The organism is Nonomuraea sp. NPDC005730, from assembly GCF_040630865.1.
Classification (GTDB): domain Bacteria; phylum Actinomycetota; class Actinomycetes; order Streptosporangiales; family Streptosporangiaceae; genus Nonomuraea.
In genome coordinates this window covers 165,944-188,743 of sequence record NZ_JBEXYK010000003.1, presented here as the reverse complement: position 1 = coordinate 188,743, position 22,800 = coordinate 165,944, and the positions used below count along the sequence as shown (strand labels likewise).

At 72.9% G+C, this 22,800-nt stretch carries 24 protein-coding genes; 5 read left to right on the top strand and 19 right to left on the bottom strand.

Annotation, left to right across the window (positions count from 1 at the left end; all coding sequences use genetic code 11):
- From alc to ABZ444_RS05890, 3 genes are read right to left on the bottom strand one after another with little or no spacing between them, the layout of a single operon-like run.
- The gene (gene alc / locus ABZ444_RS05900) at positions 1 to 948 is read right to left on the bottom strand and encodes an allantoicase (protein ID WP_357993261.1); all 948 of its coding nucleotides are present in this window, start codon (positions 946 to 948) and stop codon (positions 1 to 3) included.
- Entirely contained in the window at positions 949 to 2,259 is a 1,311-nt protein-coding gene (allB, locus tag ABZ444_RS05895; protein WP_357993258.1) for an allantoinase AllB, read from the bottom strand.
- Positions 2,256 to 3,398, bottom strand: coding sequence for a glycerate kinase (locus tag ABZ444_RS05890; protein ID WP_357993255.1), 1,143 nt, complete (start codon positions 3,396 to 3,398; stop codon positions 2,256 to 2,258). The genes allB and ABZ444_RS05890 overlap by 4 nt, the downstream gene beginning before the upstream one ends.
- A 264-nt stretch (positions 3,399 to 3,662) precedes the next feature.
- Here ABZ444_RS05890 and ABZ444_RS05885 point away from each other — a divergent pair, with 264 nt between their 5' ends.
- Positions 3,663 to 4,814 (top strand): winged helix DNA-binding domain-containing protein, encoded by a 1,152-nt coding sequence (locus tag ABZ444_RS05885; RefSeq protein ID WP_357993252.1) that lies wholly within the window; start codon positions 3,663 to 3,665, stop codon positions 4,812 to 4,814.
- A 4-nt stretch (positions 4,815 to 4,818) separates the two neighbouring features.
- On the opposite strand, the gene ABZ444_RS05880 is transcribed toward ABZ444_RS05885, so the two are convergent.
- Genes ABZ444_RS05880 through uraD form a run of 7 tightly spaced genes read right to left on the bottom strand, consistent with a single transcriptional unit; the run spans position 4,819 to position 9,475 of the window.
- Positions 4,819 to 5,031, bottom strand: coding sequence for an EF-hand domain-containing protein (locus ABZ444_RS05880; protein WP_357967865.1), 213 nt, complete (start codon positions 5,029 to 5,031; stop codon positions 4,819 to 4,821).
- Between the two features lie 47 nt (positions 5,032 to 5,078).
- Complete coding sequence (locus tag ABZ444_RS05875) at positions 5,079 to 6,461, bottom strand: 8-oxoguanine deaminase (protein ID WP_357993249.1); 1,383 nt, start codon at positions 6,459 to 6,461, stop codon at positions 5,079 to 5,081.
- Positions 6,461 to 6,928: a (2Fe-2S)-binding protein gene (locus ABZ444_RS05870; protein ID WP_357993246.1), complete on the bottom strand. Its 468-nt coding sequence runs from the start codon at positions 6,926 to 6,928 to the stop codon at positions 6,461 to 6,463. The genes ABZ444_RS05875 and ABZ444_RS05870 overlap by 1 nt, the downstream gene beginning before the upstream one ends.
- On the bottom strand, positions 6,928 to 7,788 hold the full coding sequence (locus ABZ444_RS05865; protein WP_357967859.1) for a xanthine dehydrogenase family protein subunit M: 861 nt from the start codon (positions 7,786 to 7,788) through the stop codon (positions 6,928 to 6,930). The genes ABZ444_RS05870 and ABZ444_RS05865 overlap by 1 nt, the downstream gene beginning before the upstream one ends.
- 5 nt (positions 7,789 to 7,793) lie before the next feature.
- A complete protein-coding gene (gene pucL / locus ABZ444_RS05860) occupies positions 7,794 to 8,657 on the bottom strand; it encodes a factor-independent urate hydroxylase (protein ID WP_357993243.1) in 864 nt (287 codons plus the stop codon).
- A complete protein-coding gene (gene uraH / locus ABZ444_RS05855; protein WP_357993240.1) occupies positions 8,658 to 8,957 on the bottom strand; it encodes a hydroxyisourate hydrolase in 300 nt (99 codons plus the stop codon).
- Complete coding sequence (uraD, locus tag ABZ444_RS05850; protein ID WP_357993238.1) at positions 8,954 to 9,475, bottom strand: 2-oxo-4-hydroxy-4-carboxy-5-ureidoimidazoline decarboxylase; 522 nt, start codon at positions 9,473 to 9,475, stop codon at positions 8,954 to 8,956. Before uraD ends, uraH begins: the two co-directional genes overlap by 4 nt.
- 145 nt (positions 9,476 to 9,620) lie before the next feature.
- On the opposite strand from uraD, the gene ABZ444_RS05845 reads away from it, so the two are divergent.
- Positions 9,621 to 10,463: a deoxyribonuclease IV gene (locus ABZ444_RS05845; protein WP_357993235.1), complete on the top strand. Its 843-nt coding sequence runs from the start codon at positions 9,621 to 9,623 to the stop codon at positions 10,461 to 10,463.
- A 614-nt stretch (positions 10,464 to 11,077) separates the two neighbouring features.
- Here the strand turns inward: ABZ444_RS05845 and ABZ444_RS05840 are convergent.
- The 3 genes from ABZ444_RS05840 to ABZ444_RS05830 form a co-directional block, all read right to left on the bottom strand.
- Positions 11,078 to 11,818 carry a LytTR family DNA-binding domain-containing protein gene (locus ABZ444_RS05840; RefSeq protein ID WP_357967846.1) on the bottom strand — a complete coding sequence of 247 codons (741 nt, stop codon included), beginning with the start codon at positions 11,816 to 11,818 and terminating at the stop codon, positions 11,078 to 11,080.
- A 66-nt stretch (positions 11,819 to 11,884) separates the two neighbouring features.
- A complete protein-coding gene (locus ABZ444_RS05835; RefSeq protein WP_357993232.1) occupies positions 11,885 to 13,024 on the bottom strand; it encodes a histidine kinase in 1,140 nt (379 codons plus the stop codon).
- 55 nt (positions 13,025 to 13,079) lie between these two features.
- Positions 13,080 to 13,676 (bottom strand): molybdopterin-dependent oxidoreductase, encoded by a 597-nt coding sequence (locus ABZ444_RS05830; RefSeq protein ID WP_357993229.1) that lies wholly within the window; start codon positions 13,674 to 13,676, stop codon positions 13,080 to 13,082.
- A gap of 155 nt (positions 13,677 to 13,831) precedes the next feature.
- Between ABZ444_RS05830 and ABZ444_RS05825 the strand changes: the two genes are divergently transcribed.
- The gene (locus ABZ444_RS05825) at positions 13,832 to 14,122 is read left to right on the top strand and encodes a YiaA/YiaB family inner membrane protein (protein ID WP_357993226.1); all 291 of its coding nucleotides are present in this window, start codon (positions 13,832 to 13,834) and stop codon (positions 14,120 to 14,122) included.
- A gap of 1 nt (position 14,123) precedes the next feature.
- Here ABZ444_RS05825 and thiI read toward each other — a convergent pair whose 3' ends face one another.
- The 3 genes from thiI to ABZ444_RS05810 form a co-directional block, all read right to left on the bottom strand.
- Positions 14,124 to 15,320: a tRNA uracil 4-sulfurtransferase ThiI gene (thiI, locus tag ABZ444_RS05820; protein ID WP_357993223.1), complete on the bottom strand. Its 1,197-nt coding sequence runs from the start codon at positions 15,318 to 15,320 to the stop codon at positions 14,124 to 14,126.
- A gap of 65 nt (positions 15,321 to 15,385) precedes the next feature.
- The gene (locus ABZ444_RS05815; protein ID WP_357967835.1) at positions 15,386 to 16,039 is read right to left on the bottom strand and encodes a response regulator transcription factor; all 654 of its coding nucleotides are present in this window, start codon (positions 16,037 to 16,039) and stop codon (positions 15,386 to 15,388) included.
- Between the two features lie 29 nt (positions 16,040 to 16,068).
- The gene (locus tag ABZ444_RS05810) at positions 16,069 to 17,166 is read right to left on the bottom strand and encodes a DUF5931 domain-containing protein (RefSeq protein WP_357993220.1); all 1,098 of its coding nucleotides are present in this window, start codon (positions 17,164 to 17,166) and stop codon (positions 16,069 to 16,071) included.
- 114 nt (positions 17,167 to 17,280) lie between these two features.
- On the opposite strand from ABZ444_RS05810, the gene ABZ444_RS05805 reads away from it, so the two are divergent.
- Entirely contained in the window at positions 17,281 to 18,150 is an 870-nt protein-coding gene (locus tag ABZ444_RS05805) for an MHYT domain-containing protein (RefSeq protein ID WP_357993217.1), read from the top strand.
- Positions 18,151 to 18,384: 234 nt separating this feature from the next.
- On the opposite strand, the gene ABZ444_RS05800 is transcribed toward ABZ444_RS05805, so the two are convergent.
- Positions 18,385 to 19,410, bottom strand: coding sequence for a 6-phosphofructokinase (locus ABZ444_RS05800; protein WP_352331196.1), 1,026 nt, complete (start codon positions 19,408 to 19,410; stop codon positions 18,385 to 18,387).
- A 171-nt stretch (positions 19,411 to 19,581) separates the two neighbouring features.
- On the opposite strand from ABZ444_RS05800, the gene ABZ444_RS05795 reads away from it, so the two are divergent.
- On the top strand, positions 19,582 to 20,307 hold the full coding sequence (locus ABZ444_RS05795; RefSeq protein ID WP_357993214.1) for a Clp protease N-terminal domain-containing protein: 726 nt from the start codon (positions 19,582 to 19,584) through the stop codon (positions 20,305 to 20,307).
- Here the strand turns inward: ABZ444_RS05795 and ABZ444_RS05790 are convergent.
- Together ABZ444_RS05790 and ABZ444_RS05785 are read right to left on the bottom strand one after the other, a co-directional pair.
- Positions 20,264 to 21,775 (bottom strand): N,N-dimethylformamidase beta subunit family domain-containing protein, encoded by a 1,512-nt coding sequence (locus tag ABZ444_RS05790; protein WP_357993212.1) that lies wholly within the window; start codon positions 21,773 to 21,775, stop codon positions 20,264 to 20,266. The genes ABZ444_RS05795 and ABZ444_RS05790 overlap by 44 nt on opposite strands.
- A gap of 82 nt (positions 21,776 to 21,857) precedes the next feature.
- The gene (locus ABZ444_RS05785; protein WP_357993209.1) at positions 21,858 to 22,757 is read right to left on the bottom strand and encodes a beta-propeller fold lactonase family protein; all 900 of its coding nucleotides are present in this window, start codon (positions 22,755 to 22,757) and stop codon (positions 21,858 to 21,860) included.
- Positions 22,758 to 22,800 lie beyond the last annotated feature (43 nt).

The window sequence follows — 22,800 nt, the reverse complement described above, 5'->3', positions numbered from 1 at the left end:
TCAGGCCAGGTGCCCGTGCAGGCGCACCCTGGCCAGCCCGCCGTCGGGGTGGATGTCGACCCGTACGTGGGTGACCGGTTCGGGGTGGCCGAGCCGGAAGCGGTGAGGCGCGTCGGGCTGCAACCGGGTCTTCGGCAGCAGCGTGACCTCGTGCCCGCCGGACAGCCCGGTGAGCGCGACGTGGCCGGGGGCGTTGAAGATCAGGTTCGTGGTGTCGATCTCGGCCAAGCGCACCAGGCCCGGCCCGGCCAGGCGGATGAGCAGCCAGTCGTTGCCCGGCTCGCGGCGGCGCGCGGTCTCCCAGCCCTCGGCCTGGTGGCGGGCCAGGCCGGGGGCGATGACGTTGTTGGGCGCGGAGTAGAACTCGTCGGAGCAGGCGGTGACCAGGCCGCCGTTCTGGAGGGCGGCCAGGTCGAGGCTCAGCCCTTCGTAGACGGACAGGTCGGGGCGTACCTCGCCGTGCACGCGCAGGCGGGCGATGCCGCCGTCGGGGTACATGTTCAGGCGTACGTGGGTGTAGCGGGTGTCGTCGCCGGTGACCTCGACGTGGTGCTCGGCGTCGCCCTTGAGCGCGGTCCTCGGGACGATCTCCGTCCAGTCGGCGGCGGCCAGCTCGGCGGGTGAGGGGTGGCCGGGCACGGCGGCGGCCTCGACCGAGGCGTACGGCGGGTAGTTGCCCTTGAACCAGGCCGTGTCGATCACCACGCCGCGGATCGCGCCCGGCAGGCCGAGCCGCACCAGGGCCCAGTCGTGACCGGGCGTGCGGCGGCGGCGGGTCTCCCAGCCGTCGTACACCTGCCCCTTGTTGCCGAACGTCTCGGCGCGGAAGCCGGGGCGGCCCGGCCTGATCAGGCTCTCCTTCTCGGCGAAGGACTCGTCGCTGGCCGCCACGACCGCGCCGCCGAGGGTGCGCAGGGCCAGGTCGGGCAGGGCGGTGAAGCCGGGCATCTACTGCTCCCCCAGGATGAGGCGGCCGTGCGGCTCGCCGTCCACGGGACGGCCGCGCAGCCAGGTGGTCAGGACCGCGCCCTTGAGCAGGCGGCCGTGGTAGGGGGTGACGGGGTTGCGGTGGTGCAGGCGGGCGGCGTCCACCGGGCTGTCGGCGTCGGGGTCGAAGGCGACCAGGTCGGCGTCGCCGCCGGGGCGGATCGCGCCCTTGCCGGCGAGCCGGGCCGTCTCGGCGGGCGCGGCCGACATCCAGCGGACGACGTCGGCGAGCGTGTGCCCGCGCCGGGCGGCCTCCGTCCAGACCGCGGACAGGCCGAGCTGGAGGGAGGCGACACCGCCCCAGGCGGCGGCGAAGTCGGGCACCTTCAGGTCGGCGGGCGAGGGCGAGTGGTCGGAGACGACGCTGCTCAGCACACCGCCGGCCAGGCCGTCCCACAGCAGCTCGCGGTTGGCCCGCGAGCGGATGGGCGGGCAGCACTTGTACGACGTGCGCCCCTCGGGCACCTGCTCGGCCTCCAGTGTCAGGTAGTGGGGGCAGGTCTCGGCCGTGACCGCCACGCCGTCGGCCTGGGCCCGTGCCAGCACGTCGAGGCACTCGGCGCTGGAGACGTGCAGGATGTGCACGCGCGCGCCGGTCTCGGCGGCCAGCGCGACGACCCGTTCGACCGCGCTGCGCTCGGCGGCGCCCGGCCGCGACTCCAGGAACTCCCGGTACGTCGGCCCGCCCGGCTCGGCCAGCAGCTCAGGGTCCTCGGCGTGCACCACGACGAGCCCGCCGAACCCGGCGACCTCGGTCAGCACCGCCCGCAGCTCGGCCGTGGCGAGCGGCGGGAACTCCTCGACGCCCGAGGGGGACATGAAGCACTTGAAGCCCCGGACGCCGCGCTCGTGCAGCGGCCGCAGCTCCTTGAGGTTGCCGGGGACCGCGCCGCCCCAGAACGCCACGTCCACGTGGCACTGCCTGCGGGCGGCCCGCAGCTTGGCCTCCAGCGCCTCCACGCTGACGGTCGGCGGCAGGGAGTTGAGCGGCATGTCCACGATCGTGGTCACCCCGCCCGCGGCGGCCGCCCTGGTGGCCGAGGCGAAGCCCTCCCAGTGGGTCCGGCCCGGCTCGTTGACGTGCACGTGCGTGTCCACCAGGCCGGGGAGCAGGGGCAGGTCGCGCAGGTCGATGTCCTCGGCGGCGTCGAGGGGCTCGGCGTAGCCGTACAGGGCCTGGACGCGTTCGCCCCGTACGGCCACGGCCGCGGCCCGCTCCCCCTCGGGCGTGACCACCCTGCGGGACCGGACGACGAGGTCGTGGACGGTCATCTGCCCTCCAGATGCTCAGCGGCCACGCGGGCGGCCAGGCGTTCCAGGAGCGGCCCGGCCTCGGCCATGCACCGGGCCGGGTCGGGCTCCAGGTCGGTCAGGGCGTAGGCGGCCTCGATGCCGGCGTCCTTGAGCTCGGTGTCGCCGAGGGTGCGCCGGCCGCAGACCGCGACCACCGGCACGCCCGCCCTGGCCGCGGCCTGGGCCACGCCGATCGGCGCCTTGCCGCGCAGGGACTGCTCGTCGAGCGACCCCTCGCCGGTGATCACCAGCCGCGCGCCCTGGACGAGCGCGCCGAAGCCGAGCAGGTCGAGCAGGTATTCGATGCCGGGCCGCAGCTCGGCGTGGAGGAAGGACAGGGCCGCGAACCCGACGCCGCCCGCCGCGCCCGCCCCGGGGGCTCCGGCCACGCCCATCGCGCGCGGGGTGTCGTCGTGCTCGACGGCGCCGAGCAGGCCGTGGGTCTGCGTGGCGACGGCGGCCAGCCGGGACAGGCCCGCCTCCAGCACCTTGACGTCCTCGGGGGTGGCGCCCTTCTGCGGCCCGTAGACGGCGGCGGCTCCGTGCGGGCCGAGCAGCGGGTTGTCCACGTCGCCCGCCACCACGAACTCCACCCCGGAGACGTCGGCGAACCCGGACAGGTCGATGCGGGCCAGCCCGCGCAGCGCGGCGCCGCCCTCGGGCAGCCCGGCGCCGTCACCGTCCAGCAGGCGGGCGCCGAGCGCGCGGACCATGCCCGCTCCCCCGTCGGTGGAAGCGCTGCCGCCGAGCCCGAGGACGACCCGCCGCGCGCCCCTGCGCAGGGCGTCGGCGATCAGCTCTCCGGTGCCGTAGGAGGTGGCGGTCAAGGGGGCGGGCCCGGCGGACAGCCGCCGCAGCCCGGACGCCTCGGCCAGCTCGACCACGGCCGTCGGCGTGCCGCCGGCCGTCCGCCAGGCGTACGCCGCGCTCACACGTTCGCCGGTGGGCCCGGTGACCTCCACGGTGACGCGGTCGAACCCGCAGGCCACGGCGGCCTCGACGGTGCCGTCGCCGCCGTCGGCGACCGGCAGCTCGACCGTGGGCACCCCGAGCCCCGCCGACACCCGCGCCGCGACCTCGGCGGCCGTGAGGGAGCCCTTGAACTTGTCGGGTGCCACCAGAACCTGCTTTACCACTACGAACTCCCGCAAGATGCTGAACAATGGCCGGACACGCCTTCCTGCCCGGTGCGAGCGGGCAGGAAGGCGTGACTCATCATCACATCAGCCCCCCGGCCGGCGGCGGCCGAGGGTAGGTGCCCTCAGTGAAACAGGCGCCCGCACCCGCCGCCCATGGGCCGCGAGCACGAACCTGAGCGGTTCTGGCGGGTTCTGAGGTGTGTGATCCTCCAATTAGGCTCACATCCCGTAAGGAGGCGTTTCATGCGCATATCTGAGCGGGAGAGGCGGCGCCGGCTGGGCGTGCGCCACAGCCTGGCGGCCAAGGCGGCGACCCCGGAAGAGGCGACGGCGTCCGTGGTGGCGCTGCACGCCACCGACCCGGCGACCGTGTTCCTGTCGGCGGGCGCCCGGCTCACCGCCCCCGGGACCGGGCCGGTCGAGCGGGCCCTGTACGAGGACCGCACGCTGGTGCGCATGCACGGGATGCGCCGCACGGTGTTCGTGGTACCGGCCACGCTGGTGCCCGTCGTGCACCACTCCTCCACGCTCGCGGTCGCCACGAGGGTGCGCAAGGCGCTGGTCAAGGAGCTCACCGCGGCCGGCGGCTGGGACGAGCCGTGGCTGGCCGACGTGGAGTCGTCGGTGCTGCGCGTCCTGGCGGAGGAGGGCACGGCGACGGCGGCCCGGCTGGGGGTGCTGGAGCCGCGGCTGCGCGAGCAGTTCCGGGTGGCCGTGGGCAAGCCGTACGAGGCCGTGCACAGCGTCGGGCAGCGGCTGATCACGCTGATGGGCATGGAGGGCCGGCTGGTCCGCCAGGGCCGCCCGTCCGGCTCGTGGACGAGCACGCAGCACCTGTGGGCCGTCGCCCCGCCCATGGACGAGACCACGGTCCCGCAGGCCCAGGCGGAGCTGGTGCGCCGCTGGCTGGCCGCGTTCGGCCCCGGCACGGAGGCCGACGTCAAGTGGTGGACCGGCTGGACGCTGCGCGAGGTGCGCGCCGCGCTGGCCGCCGTCGGCGCGGTCGAGGTCGAGCTGGACGAGGGCGCGGGATACGTCCTGCCCGGCGACCTGGACGAGACGCCCGAGCCCGGGCCATGGGCGGCGTTGCTGCCCGCCCTGGACCCGACGCCGATGGGCTGGCAGGGCCGCGACTGGTACCTGCCGAAGGAGCACCGGGCCGAGCTGTTCGACCGCAGCGGCAACGTCGGCCCGACCGTGTGGTGGGACGGGCAGGTCGTCGGCGGCTGGGGGCAGCGGCCCGGCGGCGAGATCGTGTGGCGGGCGCTCACCGACCTGGGCTCCGACGCCGTGGCCGCCGTGGAGGCCGAGATCGCCGGTCTGGCCTCCTGGCTCGGCGGCGTGCGGATCACGCCCCGCTTCCGCACGCCCCTGGAGCGGTCGCTCGCGGAGTAGGCCGTCAGGAGACCACGCGGATGAACTCCTCCAGCGAGTAACGCCCGTCCTGGTCGGAGTCGGCCTCCTGGCTCAGCGCCCCGAGGGCCTCGGCGGGCAGGTCGGGGAAGTGCCGCTTCAGCTCGGCCTCGCTGACGAAGCCGTCGCCGTCGGTGTCGATCTCGGCGAAGGTGCTCTTGAGCTGCGCCAGCCGCTCACCGGGGAGTTCTGCCGACACGGGACCGCCTTTCGGTGCTGAATGCCACGTTCCGGACATTCACCACCCTAGTGCTGGATCTCCCTGCCCGCCGAGTGCCCGCGCTCGGCCGCCAGCCGCATCAGCCTGCGGTGGGCCTCGGCGCCCGCCCGTCCGGCCGCGTCGTGGGACGTCGTCCGCAGCTCGCCGTCCTCGACCACGGTCCGGCCGCCGACCAGGACGCGGGCCACCGGTGGCGGGGGCCCGAACACCAGCGCGCACACCGGGTCGGCCACGGCGGCGGTGAAGGGCCCGCCGGTCCGCCACAGGACGACGTCGGCCAGCTTGCCGGGCTCCAGCGAGCCGAGCTCGGCCTCGCGGCCCAGGTTGCGCGCCCCGCCCATGGTGGCCAGCTCCAGCGCCTGGCGGGCCGACAGCGCGCGGGGGCCGTACCTGGCCCGCTGGAACAGCAGGGCCTGCCGCATCTCCCCGGCCAGTGAGGTCAGCTCGGAGGAGGCGCTGCCGTCCACGCCGAGGCCGACGTTCACGCCCTGGCGCAGCATCTCCGACACGCGGGCGATCCCGGCGCCCAGGCGGCCGTTGGAGGAGGGGCAGTGGGCCGCGCCCGTGCCGGTGCGGGCGAGCTTGGCGATGTCGGCGTCGCTGAGGTGCACGGCGTGCGCGAGCCACACGTCGGGCCCCAGCCAGCCGAGCTTGTCGATGTAGTCGACCGGACGCACGCCGAACTGCTCGACGCAGTGCTCGTCCTCGTCGAGGGTCTCGGCCAGGTGGGTGTGCAGGCGGACGCCCTTGGCCCTGGCCAGGGCCGCCGACTCGGTCATCAGCTCCGCGCTGGCCGAGAACGGCGAGCACGGCGCCACCGCGACCCGCACCATCGAGGACGGCGACGGGTCGTGGTGGGCGTCCACCGCCTCGGCCGTCGCGGCCAGCACGTCGTCGAGCTCCTCGACCACCTCGTCCGGCGGCAGCCCGCCGGACGAGCGGCCCCGGTCCATCGAGCCGCGCGCCGGGTGGAAGCGCAGGCCGATCTCCCGCGCCGCCTCGACCTCGGCCGCGAGCAGGTCGCCCCGGCCCTTGGGGAAGACGTAGTGGTGGTCGCTGGAGGTGGTGCAGCCGGCCAGCGCCAGCCAGCCGAGCCCGGCCGTGGCCGCGCCCCTGACGACCTCGGCGTCCATGGCGGCCCACACGTCGTAGAGCGCCACCAGCCACTCGAACAGGGTGGCGTCCTGGGCCAGCCCCTGGGAGGCCCACTGGTAGAGGTGGTGGTGGGTGTTGACCAGGCCGGGGGTGGCCAGGCAGCCGGAGCCGTCCACGCGCCGGGCGCCGGGGGTGGCGGGCGCGGGGCCGGGGCCGAGCGCGGCTATCCGGTCGCCCTCGACGACGAGGTGGCCCGAGGGGATCTCGGGGCCGACGACGGGCGCGATGTGCACGTTCTCGATCAGCAGGGTCATCAGGGCGCCTTCCGCGCGGCGGCCAGCCGGACCGCGTCGAGGATCTTCTCGTAGCCGGTGCAGCGGCACAGGTTGCCCGCCAGCGCCTCGCGGATCTCCGCGTCGGACGGCCGGGGCACGCGTTCGAGCAGGTCATGGGCCTGTACGACGAGCCCGGGGGTGCAGAACCCGCACTGCACGGCCCCGCACTCGACGAACGCCTCCTGCACCGGGTCGAGCCGGTCGCCCGCGGCCAGCCCCTCGACGGTGCGCACCCGCCGCCCCTCGGCCTGCCCGGCGGCCACCAGGCACGAGCAGACCGGCAGCCCGTCGAGATAGACCGTGCACGAGCCGCACTCGCCCTGCTCGCAGGCGTTCTTGGAACCGGGGAGCCCGATCCGCTCGCGCAGGACGTACAGCAGGCTCTCCCCCTCCCAGACGTCGTCCACGCTGTGGGCGCGGCCGTTGACGGTGACGTTGAGGCGCATCAGGCGGCCCTCCTCGCGAGGTGGTCGTTCCAGGCCCAGGTGAGCGTGCGCCGGGCCATCACGCCGATCGCGTGCACCCGGTAGGCGGCGGTGCCGCGCACGTCGTCGATCGGCGCGGCGGCCCGCGCGCACAGCTCGCCGAAGCGGGCCAGCAGCGCGGGGTCGAGCGGGGCGTGCCAGTCCAGCTCCCCGGCCAGCAGGTCCTCCGCCTCCAGGGCGCGGCGCGGCGTGGGCGCGGCCGAGCCGATCCCGGTGCCGACCCGCCGCTCGCCCGGGTGCAGCGCGACCGCGAACGAGCACACCGCGATCACCATGGCGTTGCGCGTGCCGACCTTGGAGAAGTACTGGGGCCCCTGGGCGGGTTCGACGCGCACGGCCCTGATCAGCTCGTCCGGCTCCAGGGCGTTGCGCTTGACCCCGAGGTAGAACTCGGCCGCGGGGATCAGCCGGGTGCCGCGCTCGCGCGACTCGACCTCGACGACCGCGCCCGCCGCCAGCAGCGGCGGATGGCTGTCGCCGGCGGGCGAGGCCGCGCCGAGGTTCCCGGCGACGGTGCCGCGGTTGCGGATCTGCGGCGAGCCGACCGTGCGCGCGGCCTGCGCGAGCCCCGGCAGCACGCCGCCCAGCTCGTCGACGACCGTGGCGTACGTCACCCCTGCCCCGATCCGGCAGACCCCGTCGGTCATGCCCCATTCGCGCAGCTCGGCCACCTGGTTGAGGTCGAGCAGCGCCTCCGGTCTGCGCACGTCGAAGTTGATCTCGACCATCACGTCGGTGCCGCCCTGGACGGGCAGCGCTCCGGGCCGGTCCGCCTTGGCGGCCAGCGCCTCAGCCCACGTGGTGGGCCGCAAGAAGTCCATCGTTCTCACTCCCAGGCGAATCCCGCGTCGGGTGCGTCCTCACCCAGCACACTGCCCTCGATCAGCCCGTAGGGACGGTCGGCGGCGTAGAAGACCTCGTTCTCGTTGTCCAGGCCGAACGGCGACAGGTCGACCAGGAAGTGGTGCCTGTTCGGCAGCGTGAGCCGGACCTCGCAGACCTGCGGGCAGGTCGTCAGCACCCGCTCGCCCATCGCGAACAGGGTCTGCTGCAACGACAGGCTGTGCGTCTGCGCGAAGGCGTCCAGCAGGCAGGCGCGCACCCGCGCGTACGGCGGGCGCTCGCCCGTCCCGGTGTGCCGCCAGCGGGCGGTGACCGCGGTGGCCAGGATGCGGTCGGTCGTCGGCTGGAGGGTGGTGTACTCGTCCACGAGGTAGCCGTGGAACTCCGAGCCGGTCGAGTTCAGCACGACCAGGTCCCTCAGGCCGGACACGACGGTGCTGCGGCCGTCCCTGTCGTGGTGGACGACGCACGTGCGCACCTCGCCGCCGTCGCGCACGAAGGAGTGCCGCGACTCGCCGGGGATGCGGTTCCAGGCGTACTCCTCGATCTCCACCCGCGCGTGGTGGATGGACGGGTGCGCGGAGACGTAGTGGCGGGCCAGTAAGAGGGCGAAGTCCTCGATCTCGCCGACGCCGTGCTTCCTGGCGAAGGCGTAGGCGGTGTTCTTCTGCGTGTCGGTGGGCAGGACGGCGGCGTTGCCGCCGTTCCTGTGCACCTCCTCCATGTCGCCCGACAGCGAGGTGCTGACGTTGATGTCCTTGAGGTGGTGGACGGGTCCGTCCCTGACCACGCGGACCAGCCTGGTCTCCGCCTTGCCGTAACGGTTGGGGCCGAGCTTGACGGTCATCTAGCTCCCTCGGTAGGTGGAGTAGGCGTACGGGCTGAGCAGCAGCGGCACGTGGTGGTGGGCTCCGGGGTCGGTGACGGTGAAGGCGATGACGACCTCGGGGTAGAAGGTGTCGGCCAGGTAGGCGCCGGTGTCGAAGACGACGCGGTGCACGCCCTCCTCGGTGTCCCAGCCCTTGATCCGGCCGTCGTCGTCGGTGCTGCCCCGGGCCAGCACGCGGCCCTCGCGCTCCAGCCGGACGCCCACCCCGGCGGCCGGGCGGCCCGAGACCGCGTCCAGGACGTGCGTCGAGAAGCTCATCTCCCCTCCCCTTCCATGAGCTTCCCCAGCCGGAGCCGGGTGATCTTCGCCAGTTCGTCGCGGACGACCCCGCGCTCGGTCTCCTCGTCGTTGTCCAGCCGGGCGCGCAGCCGGGCCAGCAGCTCGGCCCCGCTCAGGCCGGTGGCGCAGACCAGGTAGACGTACCCGAACCGCTCCTCGTACGCGCGGTTGCCCGCGGCCAGCGCGGCCCGCAGGTCCTCATCGCCTGGGCCGTACCCCTGCGCGCCCGCCTGCTCCTGGCGCGACCAGCGCGACTCCCGGCCGTCCCCGGACGGTCGTTCCCCGATGCGCGGGTGGGCCGCCAGCGCCTCCAGCACGTCAGGCCACTTCAGCTCGCGCACCGCCGTCTCGGCGGCCTCGGCGAGCCGTTCGCGGGCGGCGTAGGGCCTGCGGGCGGCCACCGCCGCCGCGAACGCGCGGGAGGCGCAGCAGGCCAGCAGCTCCGCCTCCGCCTCCTTGCGCGGCCGCCGGTTGAACCCGGCCAGGGAGTTGGACATGTCAGCAGTACACACACGAGCCTGGTTCCCGGTCCATCCGTGAGAACTCCCAAGTACGCAACGGGATGGCCAGGACTTTTCGTGTCATGCTCCAACCCGGCCCCGGCCGGGACGCCCCTGAGCTGCGCCTACACTGGGAGCCATCATGACCTTGACATCCCTGATCGGCGGGCACGTGTCCGTCACCGGCGGCCTGGCGACCGGCGGCCTGAAGTACATGGCCGAGATCGGCGCCGAGATGATCCAGGTGTTCGTCACCAACCCGCGCGGCTGGGCGCTCAACGACGGCAAGCCCGCCGAGGACGCCAAGCTGGCCGAGTCCGGCGTCACCGCGTTCATCCACGTGCCGTACCTGGTGAACTTCGGCTCGCCCAACCCCGAGACGCTGGCCAACTCCATCGCGGTCGTCCGCCACGGGCTGCGGCGCGGGGTCGAGACCGGCGCCAAGGGCGTCGTGGTCCACACCGGCTCGGCCGTCACCCAGTCGCGCGACGACGCGCTGCGGCAGATCCACGAGACCCTGCTCCCGCTGCTCGACGAGATCCCCGAGGGCGGCCCCGACCTGCTGCTGGAGCCCATGGCGGGCCAGGGCGCGATGCTCTGCGCGACCGTCCAGGACCTGGAGCCCTATCTCGCCGCGCTCGACTGGCACCCGCGGGCCTGCGTCTGCCTCGACACCTGCCACGCCTTCGCCGCCGGCCACGACCTGGCCGCCGAGGGCGGGGTGCGGGAGACGTTCGACGCCCTGCACGCCCTGGCGCCCGGCCGGCTCAAGCTCATCCACGCCAACGACAGCAAAGACGTGTGCGGGGCCAAGAAGGACCGTCACGAGAACATCGGCGCGGGCCACATCGGCGCGCAGCCGTTCGCCGAGATCATGCGGCATCCGGCGGTGGCGGGTGTGCCGATCTGCATCGAGACGCCCGGCAAGGCCGACAAGCACCGTGAGGACATCGAGCTGCTGAAGAAGCTGCGCGACGAGGGCTGACCCGGCTCGTCCCCGGTGACGGGGACGAAAGCCCTGGTCGTCGATCGTGAGAGGGGCGCCTGCTCGCACGATCCGGCCGCCCCCGAAGGCCGGATCGCGGGGCCGGGGTCCGTGGCCTCCGCAGGCGCCCCTTCACCTGATCGGCAGGCGGGCCCTACCCCCCGGTCAAAGGCCCGACAGCCGTGGTGACCTGGCTGGTCACCGATGAAGCCGGCGCATCAGGCCCTTGCTTGGGCCTTGCGGCCCGTCCCCCCCGATGCGCCGGGTGGCTTCGATGCCGAAACACTACGGTCGCGATCTTGTGGGCGAAACCCTGTTCACGGCCAGCTCGCTGAACGGTCTGTAGTCATCGACATACGGAGGGTGGCCGGACGGCGAGCGGTCACCGGGGAGCGACGAACGGCAGGTTCATGGGTCCTCCCCAGAGGGCGGCGGGCACCCGGAGGGCATCGCAGGAACCGGCCCCAGGGGCCTGACCCCGACGTGACCTGGGAAATCCTTTACCATCGCGGCGGCACGACCGTCCGGCCGCCGGGGCCCGGCGCCCGCCGGACACGCCCAGCTTCACGCCTACCCATTGGCACCAGCCCGCAGGGACGCCTGCGGGCCGGCGGTCAGGAGAAGACGCCGCGATGCTGGCGGACGAGCTGCTCGCGCACCTGGCGGCTGTGCCGCCGGCTGACCTGCAACGTCTCGGTGCCGACGGTGAGCGTGACCCGGCCGCCCTCGAAGCGCAGCTCGCTGACGTGCCGGGCCGAGACCAGGGTGCTGCGGTGGACGCGCAGGAACCCCGCCTCCGACCAGCGGCGTTCGAGCGCGGCCAGCGACATGCGGACGAGGTAGCTGCCGTCGCCGGTGTGCAGCCGCACGTAGTCGCCCTTGGCCTCGGCGAACCAGACGGCCTGCTGCGGCACGAATCTGGTGCGCCCGCCCAGCTCGACCGGGATCACGTCGTCCTGGCTCGGCTCGGCGAGCGGCGCGGAGGCCGCCTCCAGCCGCCTGACCGCCTCCGCCAGGCGCTCGGCCCGGACCGGTTTGAGCAGGTAGTCGACGGCCTCCAGCTCGAACGCCTGCACCGCGCACTCCTCGTGCGCGGTGACGAACACCAGCTTGGGCGGGCTGGGGAAGCCACCGACCAGCCGGGCGAGGTCGAGCCCGTCGAGGCCCGGCATCCGGATGTCGAGGAAGATCGCGTCGAGCCGCTCGCCGCCGCCGATCATCTGCACCATGTCCTGCAGCGCGGTGACGCCGTCGGCCGCGGTCGCGACATGTTCGATTCTCGTGTCCTGGCGCAGCAGGTAGGCGAGCTCCTCAAGAGCGGGCACCTCGTCGTCGACTGCCAGGACCCTCAGCATGGCCTCCACGCTGCCGTATGAAAGCAAATGTCACAAGCGACACGCCAGCCCAGGGTAATGAATTGGCTACAATGAGCTAAATTGCGTCTTCGGGACGCGCAGCCGTACCCGGGTGCCGGCGCCGAGGGCGGTCTCCACGACGAGGCCGTAGCCGTCGCCGTAGATCTGGCGCATGCGCAGGTCCACGTTGGCCAGGCCGATGCCGCCGCCCTCGCGGGCCGGTTCGCCGTCGAGCATGCGCCGGGCGCACTCGGGGTCCATGCCGGTGCCGTCGTCCTCGACGGTGATGTGGGCCTCGGGGCCGGCGTCGCGGACCACGACCCGCACCTCGCCGCCGCCGCGCCGGCCCCGCATGCCGTGCTTGATGGCGTTCTCCACCAGCGGTTGCAGGCACAGGAACGGCACCGGCACCGGCAGCACCTCGGGCGCGACCTGCATGCTGAAGCGCAGTTTGTCGCCGAAGCGGGCACGCTCCAGCAGCAGGTACCGGTCGACGCAGGTCAGCTCGTCGGCCAGGGTGGTGAAGTCGTGGGCCCTGCGCAGGGCGTAACGGGAGAAGTCGGCGAAGTCGAGCAGCAGCTCGCGGGCGCGCTTGGGGTTCGTCCGGACGAACGAGGCGATCGTGGTCAGCGCGTTGTAGACGAAGTGCGGCGAGATCTGGGCGCGCAACGCGCGCATCTCGGCCTCCAGCGCCCGCCTTCGGGAGGCGTCGAGGTCGGCCAGCTCCAGCTGCCCCGACACCCAGCGGCCCAGCTCGGTCACGGTGCGCACGAGCGCCGCGCTGACCTCCTCGTCGAAGGCCGCCAGCGTGCCGACGACCGTGTCGTCCACGGTCAGCGGCACCACCACGGCCCCGTACGGCCGCCCGGCGAACACCTGCGCACGCCCGGCGGCCAGGGTGGTGCGGGCGTAGGTGAGCACGTCGTCGGTGCACGGGCCGTCCCAGGCCAGCGCGGCGTCGGTGGAGGTGATCGCGACGGCGCGGGTGCCGAGCAGCGCGTGCAGGTGGCGGACGGCCTTGCGCGCCGAGTCGCGGTCGAGCCCGGCGCGCAGGGCGGGCGCGGCCAGCCCCGCGACGTGCAACGCGGTGAAGGTGGCCTCGTGCTTGCCGCCGCCGTCGGGGAGCGCAGGGCGGCGCGTCCTGGCGCAGGCGTAGCCGAGGAGGAAGATCAGAAGGGAGAGCGCCACGCATGCGGTGGTCTGCATGCGCCAAACCGTAGCCAATAACCGGTCGTGTTCGGGTGGAAACCCGGAGCGAAGTCTACGGGGGGCCCTCGCCGGGTTCCTCCTGGTAGGAGTAGCGCTGTTCGCGCCAGGGATCGGCCAGGTTGTGGTATCCGCGCTCCTCCCAGAAACCCCGCCGGTCCTCCAGGAGGTATTCGACGGCGCGCACCCACTTGACGCTCTTCCACGCGTACAGGTGGGGGACCACGATGCGCACGGGGAAACCGCGGTCGGGGCTGAGCGGCTTCTCGTCCAGCTCGGTGGCGAACAGGGTGTCAGGAGCGGCGAAGTCGGACATGCGGAGGTTGGCGCTGTAGCCGTACTCGGCCCAGATCATGACGTGGCGCACGCCGGGGTCGGGCGGCGCCAGCTCCATGATCGTGGCCGGGGTGACGCCCCGCCACTCGTTGGCCATGAGGGAGAACTTGGTGACGCAGTGGAAGTCGGCGATGCGCGTGTCCCGGGGCAGCAGCTCGAAGTCCGCCCATGTCAGGCAGTGCTCCTCGCCGGAGGCCGTGGCGCCGAAGACGCGGAAGTCCCAGCTGTCCGGCTTGAACGCGGGCACCCTGCCGTAGTGGATCACGGGGCGGCCGCGCGGGACGTACTGGCCTGGAGGCAGGCGCGACTCCTCCACGATCACTCCCCTCACCGATCTCGCGTCTTGGGCCATCCTGCCATCGGCCCGCCCGCGTCCCGCGTCCGGGGCTGGCGCCGGGCCTTTCGTACTCAGGAGTAACTTGAGTACGAAACCCCATGCGACGGCCTGGCCTGCGAGATCACCATGAACTCATGAGCAAGCCCATCCGTCCCACACAGACCGCCGCGTTCTACGTCCAGGCGGTCCTGTCGTTCGCCGTCGCCGTGTCGTCCGTGGTGATCGCCCTGATCTACCTGCCGGCCTCCGGCTGGATCAGGGCGTTCCTCGCGCTCGGCCTGCTGTACGTGGTCACCTCCACGATCAACCTGTGCAAGGTCGTACGCGACCGGCAGGAGCTGGTGGAGGTCACCAACCGCGTGGACCAGGCCAGGCTGGACAAGCTGCTGGCCGAGCACGACCCGTTCAAGGTCGACGCGGCCTGAGCTACAGCGTGTACTCCTGGATCGAGTCGGCGAGCTGCACGCACAGCTCCTCGGCGTCGAGCCGCTTCTCGATCTGCTTGAGGTCGTCGATCTTGGCCCGCGTCTCGGCGCGCTTGGGAGCCAGCAGGGAGCAGCAGTCCTCGTCGGGCAGCTCCGAGATCTCCAGCGTGCCGATGCGCCGGGCCTCGGCCATGATCTCGGTCTTGTCCCAGCCCACGAGCGGGCGCAGGATCGGCAGCTCGACCGCGTTGTCCTGGGCGGTGATGTTGGCCAGCGTCTGGGAGGAGACCTGGCCGAGCGCGTCGCCGGTGATCAGCGCGCCGGCGCGGATGCGGTGGGCGACCTCCTCGGCCGTCTTCAGCATGAGCCGCCGCTGGGCGATCACGGCCAGGCGGTCCTGGCCCGAGTTGCGGATCGACTGCTGCGCCTTGCCGAACGGCACCACCCACAGCCGCGACCTGCCCTGGAACCTGTCGAGCTTCCTGACCAGCGCGTACGCCTTGTAGATCGACTCGGAGGTGGTGAACGGGATGCCGGAGAAGTGCAGGAAGTCGACGTGGAGGCCGCGCTTCATCATCCGGTAGGCCGCCACCGGCGAGTCGATGCCGCCCGACATGAGCACCAGCGCCCGGCCGCTGCTGCCGACCGGCAGGCCGCCCTGGCCGGGGATGCCGTCGGTGAAGACGAACACCTCGTCCCGGTCGACCTCGATGAAGACGGTCAGCTCGGGGTTCTTCAGATCGACGGGCAGGTGGTACTCGTCGTTGATCGCGCCGCCGACGAGCCGGTCGAGCTCGTTGGAGCGCAGCGGGAAGCGCTTGTCGCGGCGGCGGGAGCGCACCGCGAAACGGGCCCCGCGCGCGACCTCCTCGCGGTCGCGGATCAGTTCCAGGCCGGCCTTGAGCACGCTGTCGGGGTCTTTGGCCACCCGCCAGGCGCGGTGGATCCACACCAGGCCGGGCACGTCGGCGACCCGCCGGGCCACCGCGTCGGCCTGCTCGACGTCCGACCCCTCGGGCAGGAAGATCGCGACGACGCCGTGGCGCCTGCGCACGTCCGTCTTGAGGCCGAGATCCTGGAGCGCGAAGCGGATGTTGTCGATCAGGCGGCGCTCGAACAGCTCACGGTTCTTGCCCTTGAGAACGATCTCGCCCAGCTTGAGCAGAACGCATGGCTCGCCCAGGGCGGACATCGTCATGGTGGAACCTCCGGGGAAGACGGGAAAGCGCGGCCGTAGGAAGGCAACGCCGCGACCCATCGAGTTTAGTCCGCGTCGAGGCCCTGCTCGATCGCATATCGGACCAGTTCCACCCGGTTGTGCAGCTGGAGCTTGCTCAGCGTGTTCTGCACGTGGTTCTGGACCGTGCGGTGCGAGAGCACCAGGCGGTCGGCGACCTGCCGGTAGGTCAGGCCCTTGGCGACCAGCCTGAGCACCTCCGTCTCGCGCTCGGTCAGCCTCGGGCCGTCGTCGGCCGCGCGTCCGGCGGCGGGACGCGCGGCCAGCCGCCGGTACTCCCCGAGCACCAGCCCGGCCAGGCCCGGCGTGAAGACGGCGTCGCCCTCGGCAGTGCGGCGGACGGCGTCGAGGAACTCCTCCCGGCTCGCCGACTTCACCAGATATCCGGACGCGCCGGCCTTGACGGCGGCCAGCACGTCGTCCTGCTCGGCGCTGGCCGACAACACCAGGACCTTGGGCGCCGGCTCGGCCCCGGCCAGACCGGCGGCCACCTCGGCGCCGGACATGTCGGGCAGGTGCAGGTCCAGCACGACGACCTGGGGGCGTACGGCCGCGGCCGCCCTGATCGCCTGCCGCCCCTCCCCCACCACGGCCACGACCTCGTAGCCCGCCTCGGACAGATCCCTGGCCACGCCGTCGCGCCACATGGGATGGTCGTCCACCACCATGACCCGCACCATGACGCCACTCTAACCGGGCCGGTCCCCGCCTATCCGCAGGGAAGGCTGATCTCGATCTCGGTCCCGGACGGCGTGGAGGCGACGGCGACCGTCCCGCCCAGGTCGGCGACGCGCCCGCGGATGGACTGCGCGACGCCCAGACGGCCCTCGGCGGCGGCCCGCTCCAGGCGTCCCTCCGGGATGCCTGGGCCCTCGTCGCGGACGGTCACCATGACCACGTCGTCGCAGGACTCGGCGAACACCCAGGCCCGCGCGTCCGCGCCGCAGTGCTCGCGCACGTTGTCCAGGGCGGCCCCGACCGCGGCCGCCACGCCCTCGGCCGCCGGCGTGGGCAGGACGAGCGGGGTGGCCGGGGTGGAGACCGTCACCAGCGGCGAGCCGTGCTGCATGAGCAGGGAACGCAGGTCGGTGGCGCCGGTCGGGGCGGGGCGGGCGGCGATGAGCTCGCGCAGCGCGGCCTCCTGCTCGCCGGCCAGGCGGCCCAGCTCGGCCGCCTCGCCGCCGATCTGCCGGCCGCGCCGCTGGACCAGGGCCAGCACCTGGAGGACGGAGTCGTGCAGGTCGCGGGCCAGCCGGTCGCGTTCGCGCTGGGCGGCCTCCATCTCGGCCGCGCGCTGCATGCGCTCCTCGGCCTCCTTGGCCAGCCGGGCCACGTGTCCGACAACCACTCCTGACAGGAACAGCAGCACCGCGCCGTTGATCATCACGGGCGCGTCCGGGGCGCGCACGCGCAGCCACAGGTCCGCGGCGGCGACCAGGGCCGCCGCCACCGCGCCCGCGCGCCTGCCGCCGTACACGGCCCAGGCCAGGACGGGCGCGGCGACCCAGGTGGCGGGCACGGGCATGGTGCCCGCCATGCCCTGACGGGCGCCCTCCACGTACGGGGAGGTCAGCAGGCAGGTCAGGGCCACCAGCAGGTCGATGGCCAGCAGCGGCCATCCGCGCAGCTTTTCGGACGCGTACGCGTAGGTGGCTGCGGCCGTCCACAACGCCATCAGGGCGATCACCAGCCAGCCGGCGACCGGCTGCTCGTACCCGCGGTACTGGGCCATCAGCACGGCGGCGTACAGCAACGACGCGGCGCGGAAGACCGCGATCGCGCGCCAGAAGGGCCCCTCGATGCTCATGAGACCCTCTCACGTTTCCGACACGCCGGTTGACAGATAGTTGCGTTATCCATGCGGAAGGGACGGATCGGATGACACAATCCGTCAACCCCTAATCACAAGGAATGTCGATATATGACCGCTGTTAATCATTTCACCCACGGACCGCTCACACCGCTGCTGGCGTACCTGATGTCGTGCCTGGGTTCGATGCTCGGACTGCGGCTCACCGCACAGGCGCACGCCAGCCGCGGCGCGTCGCGGGTGCGCTGGCTGATCGGCGCGGCCATCTCCATCGGCGGCACCGGCATCTGGGTCATGCACTTCGTCGGGATGATGGGCTTCGCGGTGGAGGGCACGCAGATCAAGTACGACGTGCCGCTCACCGTCGCCTCGGCCGCCGTGGCCATCGTGGTGGTCGGCACCGGGCTGTTCCTGGTCTCCTACGGCCGCGGCCGGGCGCTGGCGCTGCTCGGCGGCGGCCTGCTCACCGGGCTCGGCGTGGCCAGCATGCACTACCTCGGCATGTACGCCATGAACATGAGCGCCCACGTCTCCTACGACCGCACGATCGTGGCCGGGTCCGTGGTGATCGCCGTCGTGGCCGCCACCGCCGCGCTCTGGTTCACGCTGCGGGTCAAGAAGCCGGTCTGGATCACCGGCGCGGCGATGGTCATGGGCGTGGCCGTCTCGGGCATGCACTACACCGGCATGTACGCCATGCGGGTCACCGTCGACGCCGAGCCAGGCATGGTCACCGGCGCCGACGCCCTCGACTTCCTCGTCCCGCTCATGACCGTGATCAGCCTGATCACGCTGACCATGCTGCTCATGGTGATCCTCGCGCCCTCGGAGGAGGAGCTGCACGAGGACGCCGAGATGGTCGCCCGCCTGGAGCTGCGCCGGCGCACCGCCCAGCAGCAGCAGCGCCTGGCCTACCCCACGCCGCCGGCCGGCCCCCGCCGCCCGCAACAGCAGCAGATGATGCGCACGCCCCGCAGGTAGCGCCCGGCGAGGAGCGTTCGGACGGGGCCGGACGCGACAAGGCGCGCCGGAGGTGGATCACCTCGGCGCGCCCCGCGGTTGAGCTATCTCCTGGGTACGGCTTGCGGCGCAAAGTGGGCCGCCGACTCGCTGCGCCCCAAGCCGTACCCCGAGGGGGGTTGTAAGCGGTAACCCCGCTGCCCAGAAGGTACGGCCCGGCGCTTGCAAGCCGCTTTCAGCCAGCCGTAGCGAGCCTCACCCGAAGAACACCTCGGCCTCGGAGTACCGGGACGCCGGCACGGTCTTCAGCTCGGCCGTAGCCTCGTCGAGCCCGACCCGGACGATGTCGGTGCCGCGCAGCGCGACCATCGTGCCGTAGTCGCCCTCGTGCGCGGCGTCGATCGCCTGCAACCCGAACCTGGTGGCCAGCACCCGGTCGTAGGCCGTCGGGGTGCCGCCGCGCTGGATGTGGCCGAGCACGGTCGTGCGGGCCTCCTTGCCGGTGCGCTTCTCGATCTCCTTGGCCAGCACCTCGCCGATGCCGCCGAGCCGGACGTGCCCGAACGCGTCGAGGGTGCCGGTCTGCAGCTCCATCTGGCCCTCGATCGGGTGGGCGCCCTCGGCCACGACGATGATCGGCGAGTAGCGGGTGCGGAAGCGGGACTCGACGTACTCGCAGACCCGGTCGATGTCGAACGGCTTCTCGGGGATGAGGATCACGTTCGCGCCGCCGGCCATGCCCGCGTGCAGCGCGATCCAGCCCGCGTGGCGGCCCATGACCTCGCAGATCAGCGCGCGGTGGTGGGACTCGGCGGTGGTGTGCAGCCGGTCGATGGCCTCCATCGCGATGTTGACCGCGGTGTCGAAGCCGAAGGTGTAGTCGGTGCCGGACAGGTCGTTGTCGATGGTCTTGGGCACGCCCACGACCTTGACGTCGCGGTCGTAGAGCTGCTTGGCCACGCCGAGCGTGTCCTCGCCGCCGATGGCGATCAGGGCGTCGACGCCGGTGGCGGCGAGGTTCTCCTTGATGCGGTCGACGCCGCCCTCGATCTTGATCGGGTTGGTACGGGAGGATCCGAGAATGGTGCCGCCCCGCGGCAGGATGCCTCGTACGGCCTGGATGTCGAGCGGCATCGTGTCGCCTTCCAGGGGCCCGCGCCAGCCGTCGCGGAACCCCACGAACTCATGGCCGTACGTGCTCACCCCCTTACGCACCACGGCCCTGATGACGGCGTTGAGACCCGGACAGTCTCCGCCTCCGGTGAGCACTCCTATACGCATGGCGGGTTCCTCCCGATGGGGTTCACGAACCATTGCTCGGTGACAGCTCGCATTGTGCCTGCCGCGACACTCAGTGGTCTAGACCAAACGCCCGGCCCTCGATCATTTCCTGGAAGGCGTGAGCGTCAACCCAGGGTTGACGATGGGGCACCGTCAACCTATGGTTGACGCATGGATGAAACCGTACGTCTCGACGACCTCATCGCCGCCATCAAGAGCCGTCATCCGGACGGCGACCCGCTCGGCCAGCTCTCCGACGCCGTCACGCTGGGCGAGCACCTCGGAGAGGTGGCCGACCACCTGATCGGCCACTTCGTGGACCACGCCCGCCACTCCGGCGCCTCCTGGACCGACATCGGCCGCAGCATGGGCGTGACCAAGCAGGCCGCGCAGAAGCGGTTCGTGGTCAAGGAGAGCGGCTCCCTGGCCGACGACCTGCGCAACTACGCCCGCTACACCGACAAGGCCCGGGTCGCGGTGGTCAAGTCCCAGGAGGAGGCGCGCCTGGCGGGGCACGACCACATCGAGGTCGGGCACCTGGTGCTCGGGCTGCTGCACGTACCCGAGGCGCTGGCGGCCTCGACCATGGCCACGCTCGGGGCCTCCCCCGAGGCGGTCAGGGAGGCCGTCACGGCGGCCATGGGGCCCGGTGGCGGGCAGTCGCCCGTCACCCTGCCGTTCTCCGCGCAGAGCACCAAGGCGCTGGAGCTGACCCTGCGCGAGGCCCTGCGGCTCGGGCACAACTACGTCGGCACCGAGCACCTGCTGCTCGGCGTGCTCTCCCTGGAGGAGGGCCCGGTGGTGCGGGCCCTGGCCGACCTCGGCGTGCACAAGGAGGCGGCCGAGCGGGAGATCAGGGACCGGCTGGCGGCTGTCCTGCGCGAGCGCCGCTCATAGCCGCCCCCGGGGCCGCCCCCGGGGCCGCCCTCAGGCCGCTCCCTGGGGCGGCGTTCCGTGGCGGGCCCGCGCGGCCCTGCGGAGGGTGGGCGGGGTGACCGGAGAGCCCGGCCGGGCCGGCGGCGAACCGGGTGAGCACGTTCGCCGTGGCGCGGCGGGTGAAGGCGGCCGCGGACTCCGGGACGCCGTGGCCGCAGTGCTTGCCGCGCATCGCGCACACCCAGCGCATCGTGCCCGAGGCGAACACCCCGGCCCCGCTCGGCGCCGTGTAGTACGTGCTCTGCGACGTCGTCCCGCGTCCTCCGCACGAGAACGGCGAGTCGGCCAGCACCTGCACGCCCTTCGGTGAGCCGCGCGAGACCTTGTCGGTCTCCGGGCCGACCATGCCGGGGAAGCGCCGTCCCCGGGTGCCCGCGAAGATCCAGTGGCCCGGCCTGCGGACCGTGTAGGCGCCCTGGGCGGGGAAGCAGTCGTACATCTGGCCCACCAGGGCGCTCTCCGGGCGGGAGTCCCGCCACAGCGGGCAGAGCCGTTCCTTGTCGCAGGCGACCGTCCTGCCCTTGATCGCGATGCGCCAGTAGACGGCGTTCGCGCCGAGGAAGGCGAGGTTCGTCCCGCTGTCCCTGGCCTTCGTGACGGCCGTGCGCATGGCGGGCGACCAGTACTCGTCGTGGCCGAGCGAGACCACGGCCCTGGCCCCGTCCAGCACGCCGGGGCCGAGGTCGAGGCTGGTGAGGTAGGCCAGGGGCACGCCGCTGCGCTCGGCGACGGCCAGGGCCGACTGCTCGAAGTCGAGGAACAGGCGGGCGCCGCCGCCGTCGTACGGGCGGTCGAAGGTGACCTCGCGGGAGCGGCCGGCGAACCCGCCGGGGCCCAGGTACAGGCTGCGGCCGCCCCACAGGTTGTACGCCTGCCAGGTGGTGACCGCGTTCACCAGCACCACGCGGCCCCGGGTGGAGGCCGAGCGGACGGTGATCGGCACGTACCGCTGGGCGCCGGTCGAGGCGTCGAGCCTGATCAGGTACGCGCCCTCCGTCCAGCCGCGGGTGTCCACGGTGAGCGAGGGTTTCCAGCGGGCGGCGGTCACTGTGCCGTCCACGGTCCTGGCCGGAGGCTGGCGCACGCCCTCCACCTGCGGGGACTCCCACACCTTGGCCGGATGCGCCCCCATCCTGAACGCGCCGGCGGTGAAGCGCGGGGCGGTGGTGGAGACGTGCAGGGCGAAGGGCCGGCCGGGCAGCACGCTCACGTGGTCGGCGTAGCCCTCGATCTCGTGGTCGGTCCCGCGGGTGGTGATCCGCCAGGACTCCCCCGCGTTCACCGGCGGCGACGGCCGGCCCGTCTCCGAGGGCTGCGGGACGGGCGGCGCGGGCGACGCGGACGGCGCCGGCCGCACGGGACCGCCGCCGCATCCGGCGGCCGGCAGGACGGCGATCAACAGGGTGAGGAGCAGCAGGAGCTTGCGCACCCGGCCATCGTCGTAACCCGCCACGGGGCCGGGCCACGACTTGGCCAGATCCTTACACCGGGCCGCGCCCTTCCCGGCGTTCCTACGCGGGCAGCACGCAGGACGGGCTGGGCACCTCGTACGACTGACCGGCCGGCTCGGGCACGCCGTCCTCCAGCGCGAACACGGTCACCTCGCCGGAGTTCTGGTTGGCGACGTACAGGCGGTCGCCGGCGATGGCGAAGTGCCGGGGCCAGAGGCCGCCCGAGGGCACCTCGGCCACCGGGGACAGGTCGGCGGCGCGCAGCACCGAGACCGTGTCGGGCCCGCGGTTGGCGACGTAGACCAGGTCGCCGTCGAGCTGCAGGTGGCTGGGCGCGTTGTCGCCCCCGGCGCGCGAGGCGGGCACGACGGTGCGGCGCTCGCCCTCGACGAGGGTCACGGTGCCGTCCAGCTCGCCGGCCACGTACAGGCGGTCGCCGGCGAAGGCGAAGTGGCGGGGGCCCGTGCCGGGGGCCAGGGCGATCAAATCAAGCGGGGAGCCGTCCAGGCGGTAGCGGCGGATCTCGTCGGTGCCCAGGTCGGAGACGTGCAGGACGTCGTCGTGGAAGACGCACATGTGGGCGTGCGATCCGGCCTGGCGGTCGGGGTCGGGGCCGGAGCCCTCGTGCCGCAGGACGACGGGGTCGCCGGTGAAGGCGCCCCGCTCGTCCAAGTGATGCAGGCCGGCGGTGCCGTCGCCGTAGTTGGCCACGGCCAGCAGGCTGCCCGAGGGGTGGACGGCGACGTGGCAGGGGCTGTCGCCGTCGCTGGACCGTTCGTCCAGCGGGGACAGGCCGCCCTCGGTGGTGAAGGCGGTGAGCCAGCCGCGCTGCAGTTCGCCGGCCGCGTACAGCACGGGCAGGGTGGGGTGGGCGGCCAGGAACGACGGCGAGGCCACGCGGGTCAGCTCGCCGCCCACCGTGACGATGCCGGGGCCGTAGCCGCCTATGTAGAGGTTCACAACGGAATCCTTCTTATGGTTGACTGGGGCAATGAGTTCGTTG

Coding starts and splice junctions, on each gene's coding strand:
- ABZ444_RS05825 (WP_357993226.1), top strand. CDS start 13,832: ATGAGCAAGCCCATCCGTCCCACACAGACCGCCGCGTTCTACGTCCAG.
- alc (WP_357993261.1), bottom strand. CDS start 948: ATGCCCGGCTTCACCGCCCTGCCCGACCTGGCCCTGCGCACCCTCGGC.
- ABZ444_RS05865 (WP_357967859.1), bottom strand. CDS start 7,788: ATGGACTTCTTGCGGCCCACCACGTGGGCTGAGGCGCTGGCCGCCAAG.
- ABZ444_RS05885 (WP_357993252.1), top strand. CDS start 3,663: ATGCGCATATCTGAGCGGGAGAGGCGGCGCCGGCTGGGCGTGCGCCAC.
- thiI (WP_357993223.1), bottom strand. CDS start 15,320: ATGACGATGTCCGCCCTGGGCGAGCCATGCGTTCTGCTCAAGCTGGGC.
- allB (WP_357993258.1), bottom strand. CDS start 2,259: ATGACCGTCCACGACCTCGTCGTCCGGTCCCGCAGGGTGGTCACGCCC.
- ABZ444_RS05815 (WP_357967835.1), bottom strand. CDS start 16,039: ATGGTGCGGGTCATGGTGGTGGACGACCATCCCATGTGGCGCGACGGC.
- ABZ444_RS05835 (WP_357993232.1), bottom strand. CDS start 13,024: ATGCAGACCACCGCATGCGTGGCGCTCTCCCTTCTGATCTTCCTCCTC.
- ABZ444_RS05810 (WP_357993220.1), bottom strand. CDS start 17,166: ATGAGCATCGAGGGGCCCTTCTGGCGCGCGATCGCGGTCTTCCGCGCC.
- ABZ444_RS05795 (WP_357993214.1), top strand. CDS start 19,582: ATGGATGAAACCGTACGTCTCGACGACCTCATCGCCGCCATCAAGAGC.
- ABZ444_RS05870 (WP_357993246.1), bottom strand. CDS start 6,928: ATGCGCCTCAACGTCACCGTCAACGGCCGCGCCCACAGCGTGGACGAC.
- ABZ444_RS05845 (WP_357993235.1), top strand. CDS start 9,621: ATGACCTTGACATCCCTGATCGGCGGGCACGTGTCCGTCACCGGCGGC.
- ABZ444_RS05875 (WP_357993249.1), bottom strand. CDS start 6,461: ATGACCCTGCTGATCGAGAACGTGCACATCGCGCCCGTCGTCGGCCCC.
- pucL (WP_357993243.1), bottom strand. CDS start 8,657: ATGACCGTCAAGCTCGGCCCCAACCGTTACGGCAAGGCGGAGACCAGG.
- ABZ444_RS05805 (WP_357993217.1), top strand. CDS start 17,281: ATGACCGCTGTTAATCATTTCACCCACGGACCGCTCACACCGCTGCTG.
- uraH (WP_357993240.1), bottom strand. CDS start 8,957: ATGAGCTTCTCGACGCACGTCCTGGACGCGGTCTCGGGCCGCCCGGCC.
- uraD (WP_357993238.1), bottom strand. CDS start 9,475: ATGTCCAACTCCCTGGCCGGGTTCAACCGGCGGCCGCGCAAGGAGGCG.
- ABZ444_RS05840 (WP_357967846.1), bottom strand. CDS start 11,818: ATGCTGAGGGTCCTGGCAGTCGACGACGAGGTGCCCGCTCTTGAGGAG.
- ABZ444_RS05800 (WP_352331196.1), bottom strand. CDS start 19,410: ATGCGTATAGGAGTGCTCACCGGAGGCGGAGACTGTCCGGGTCTCAAC.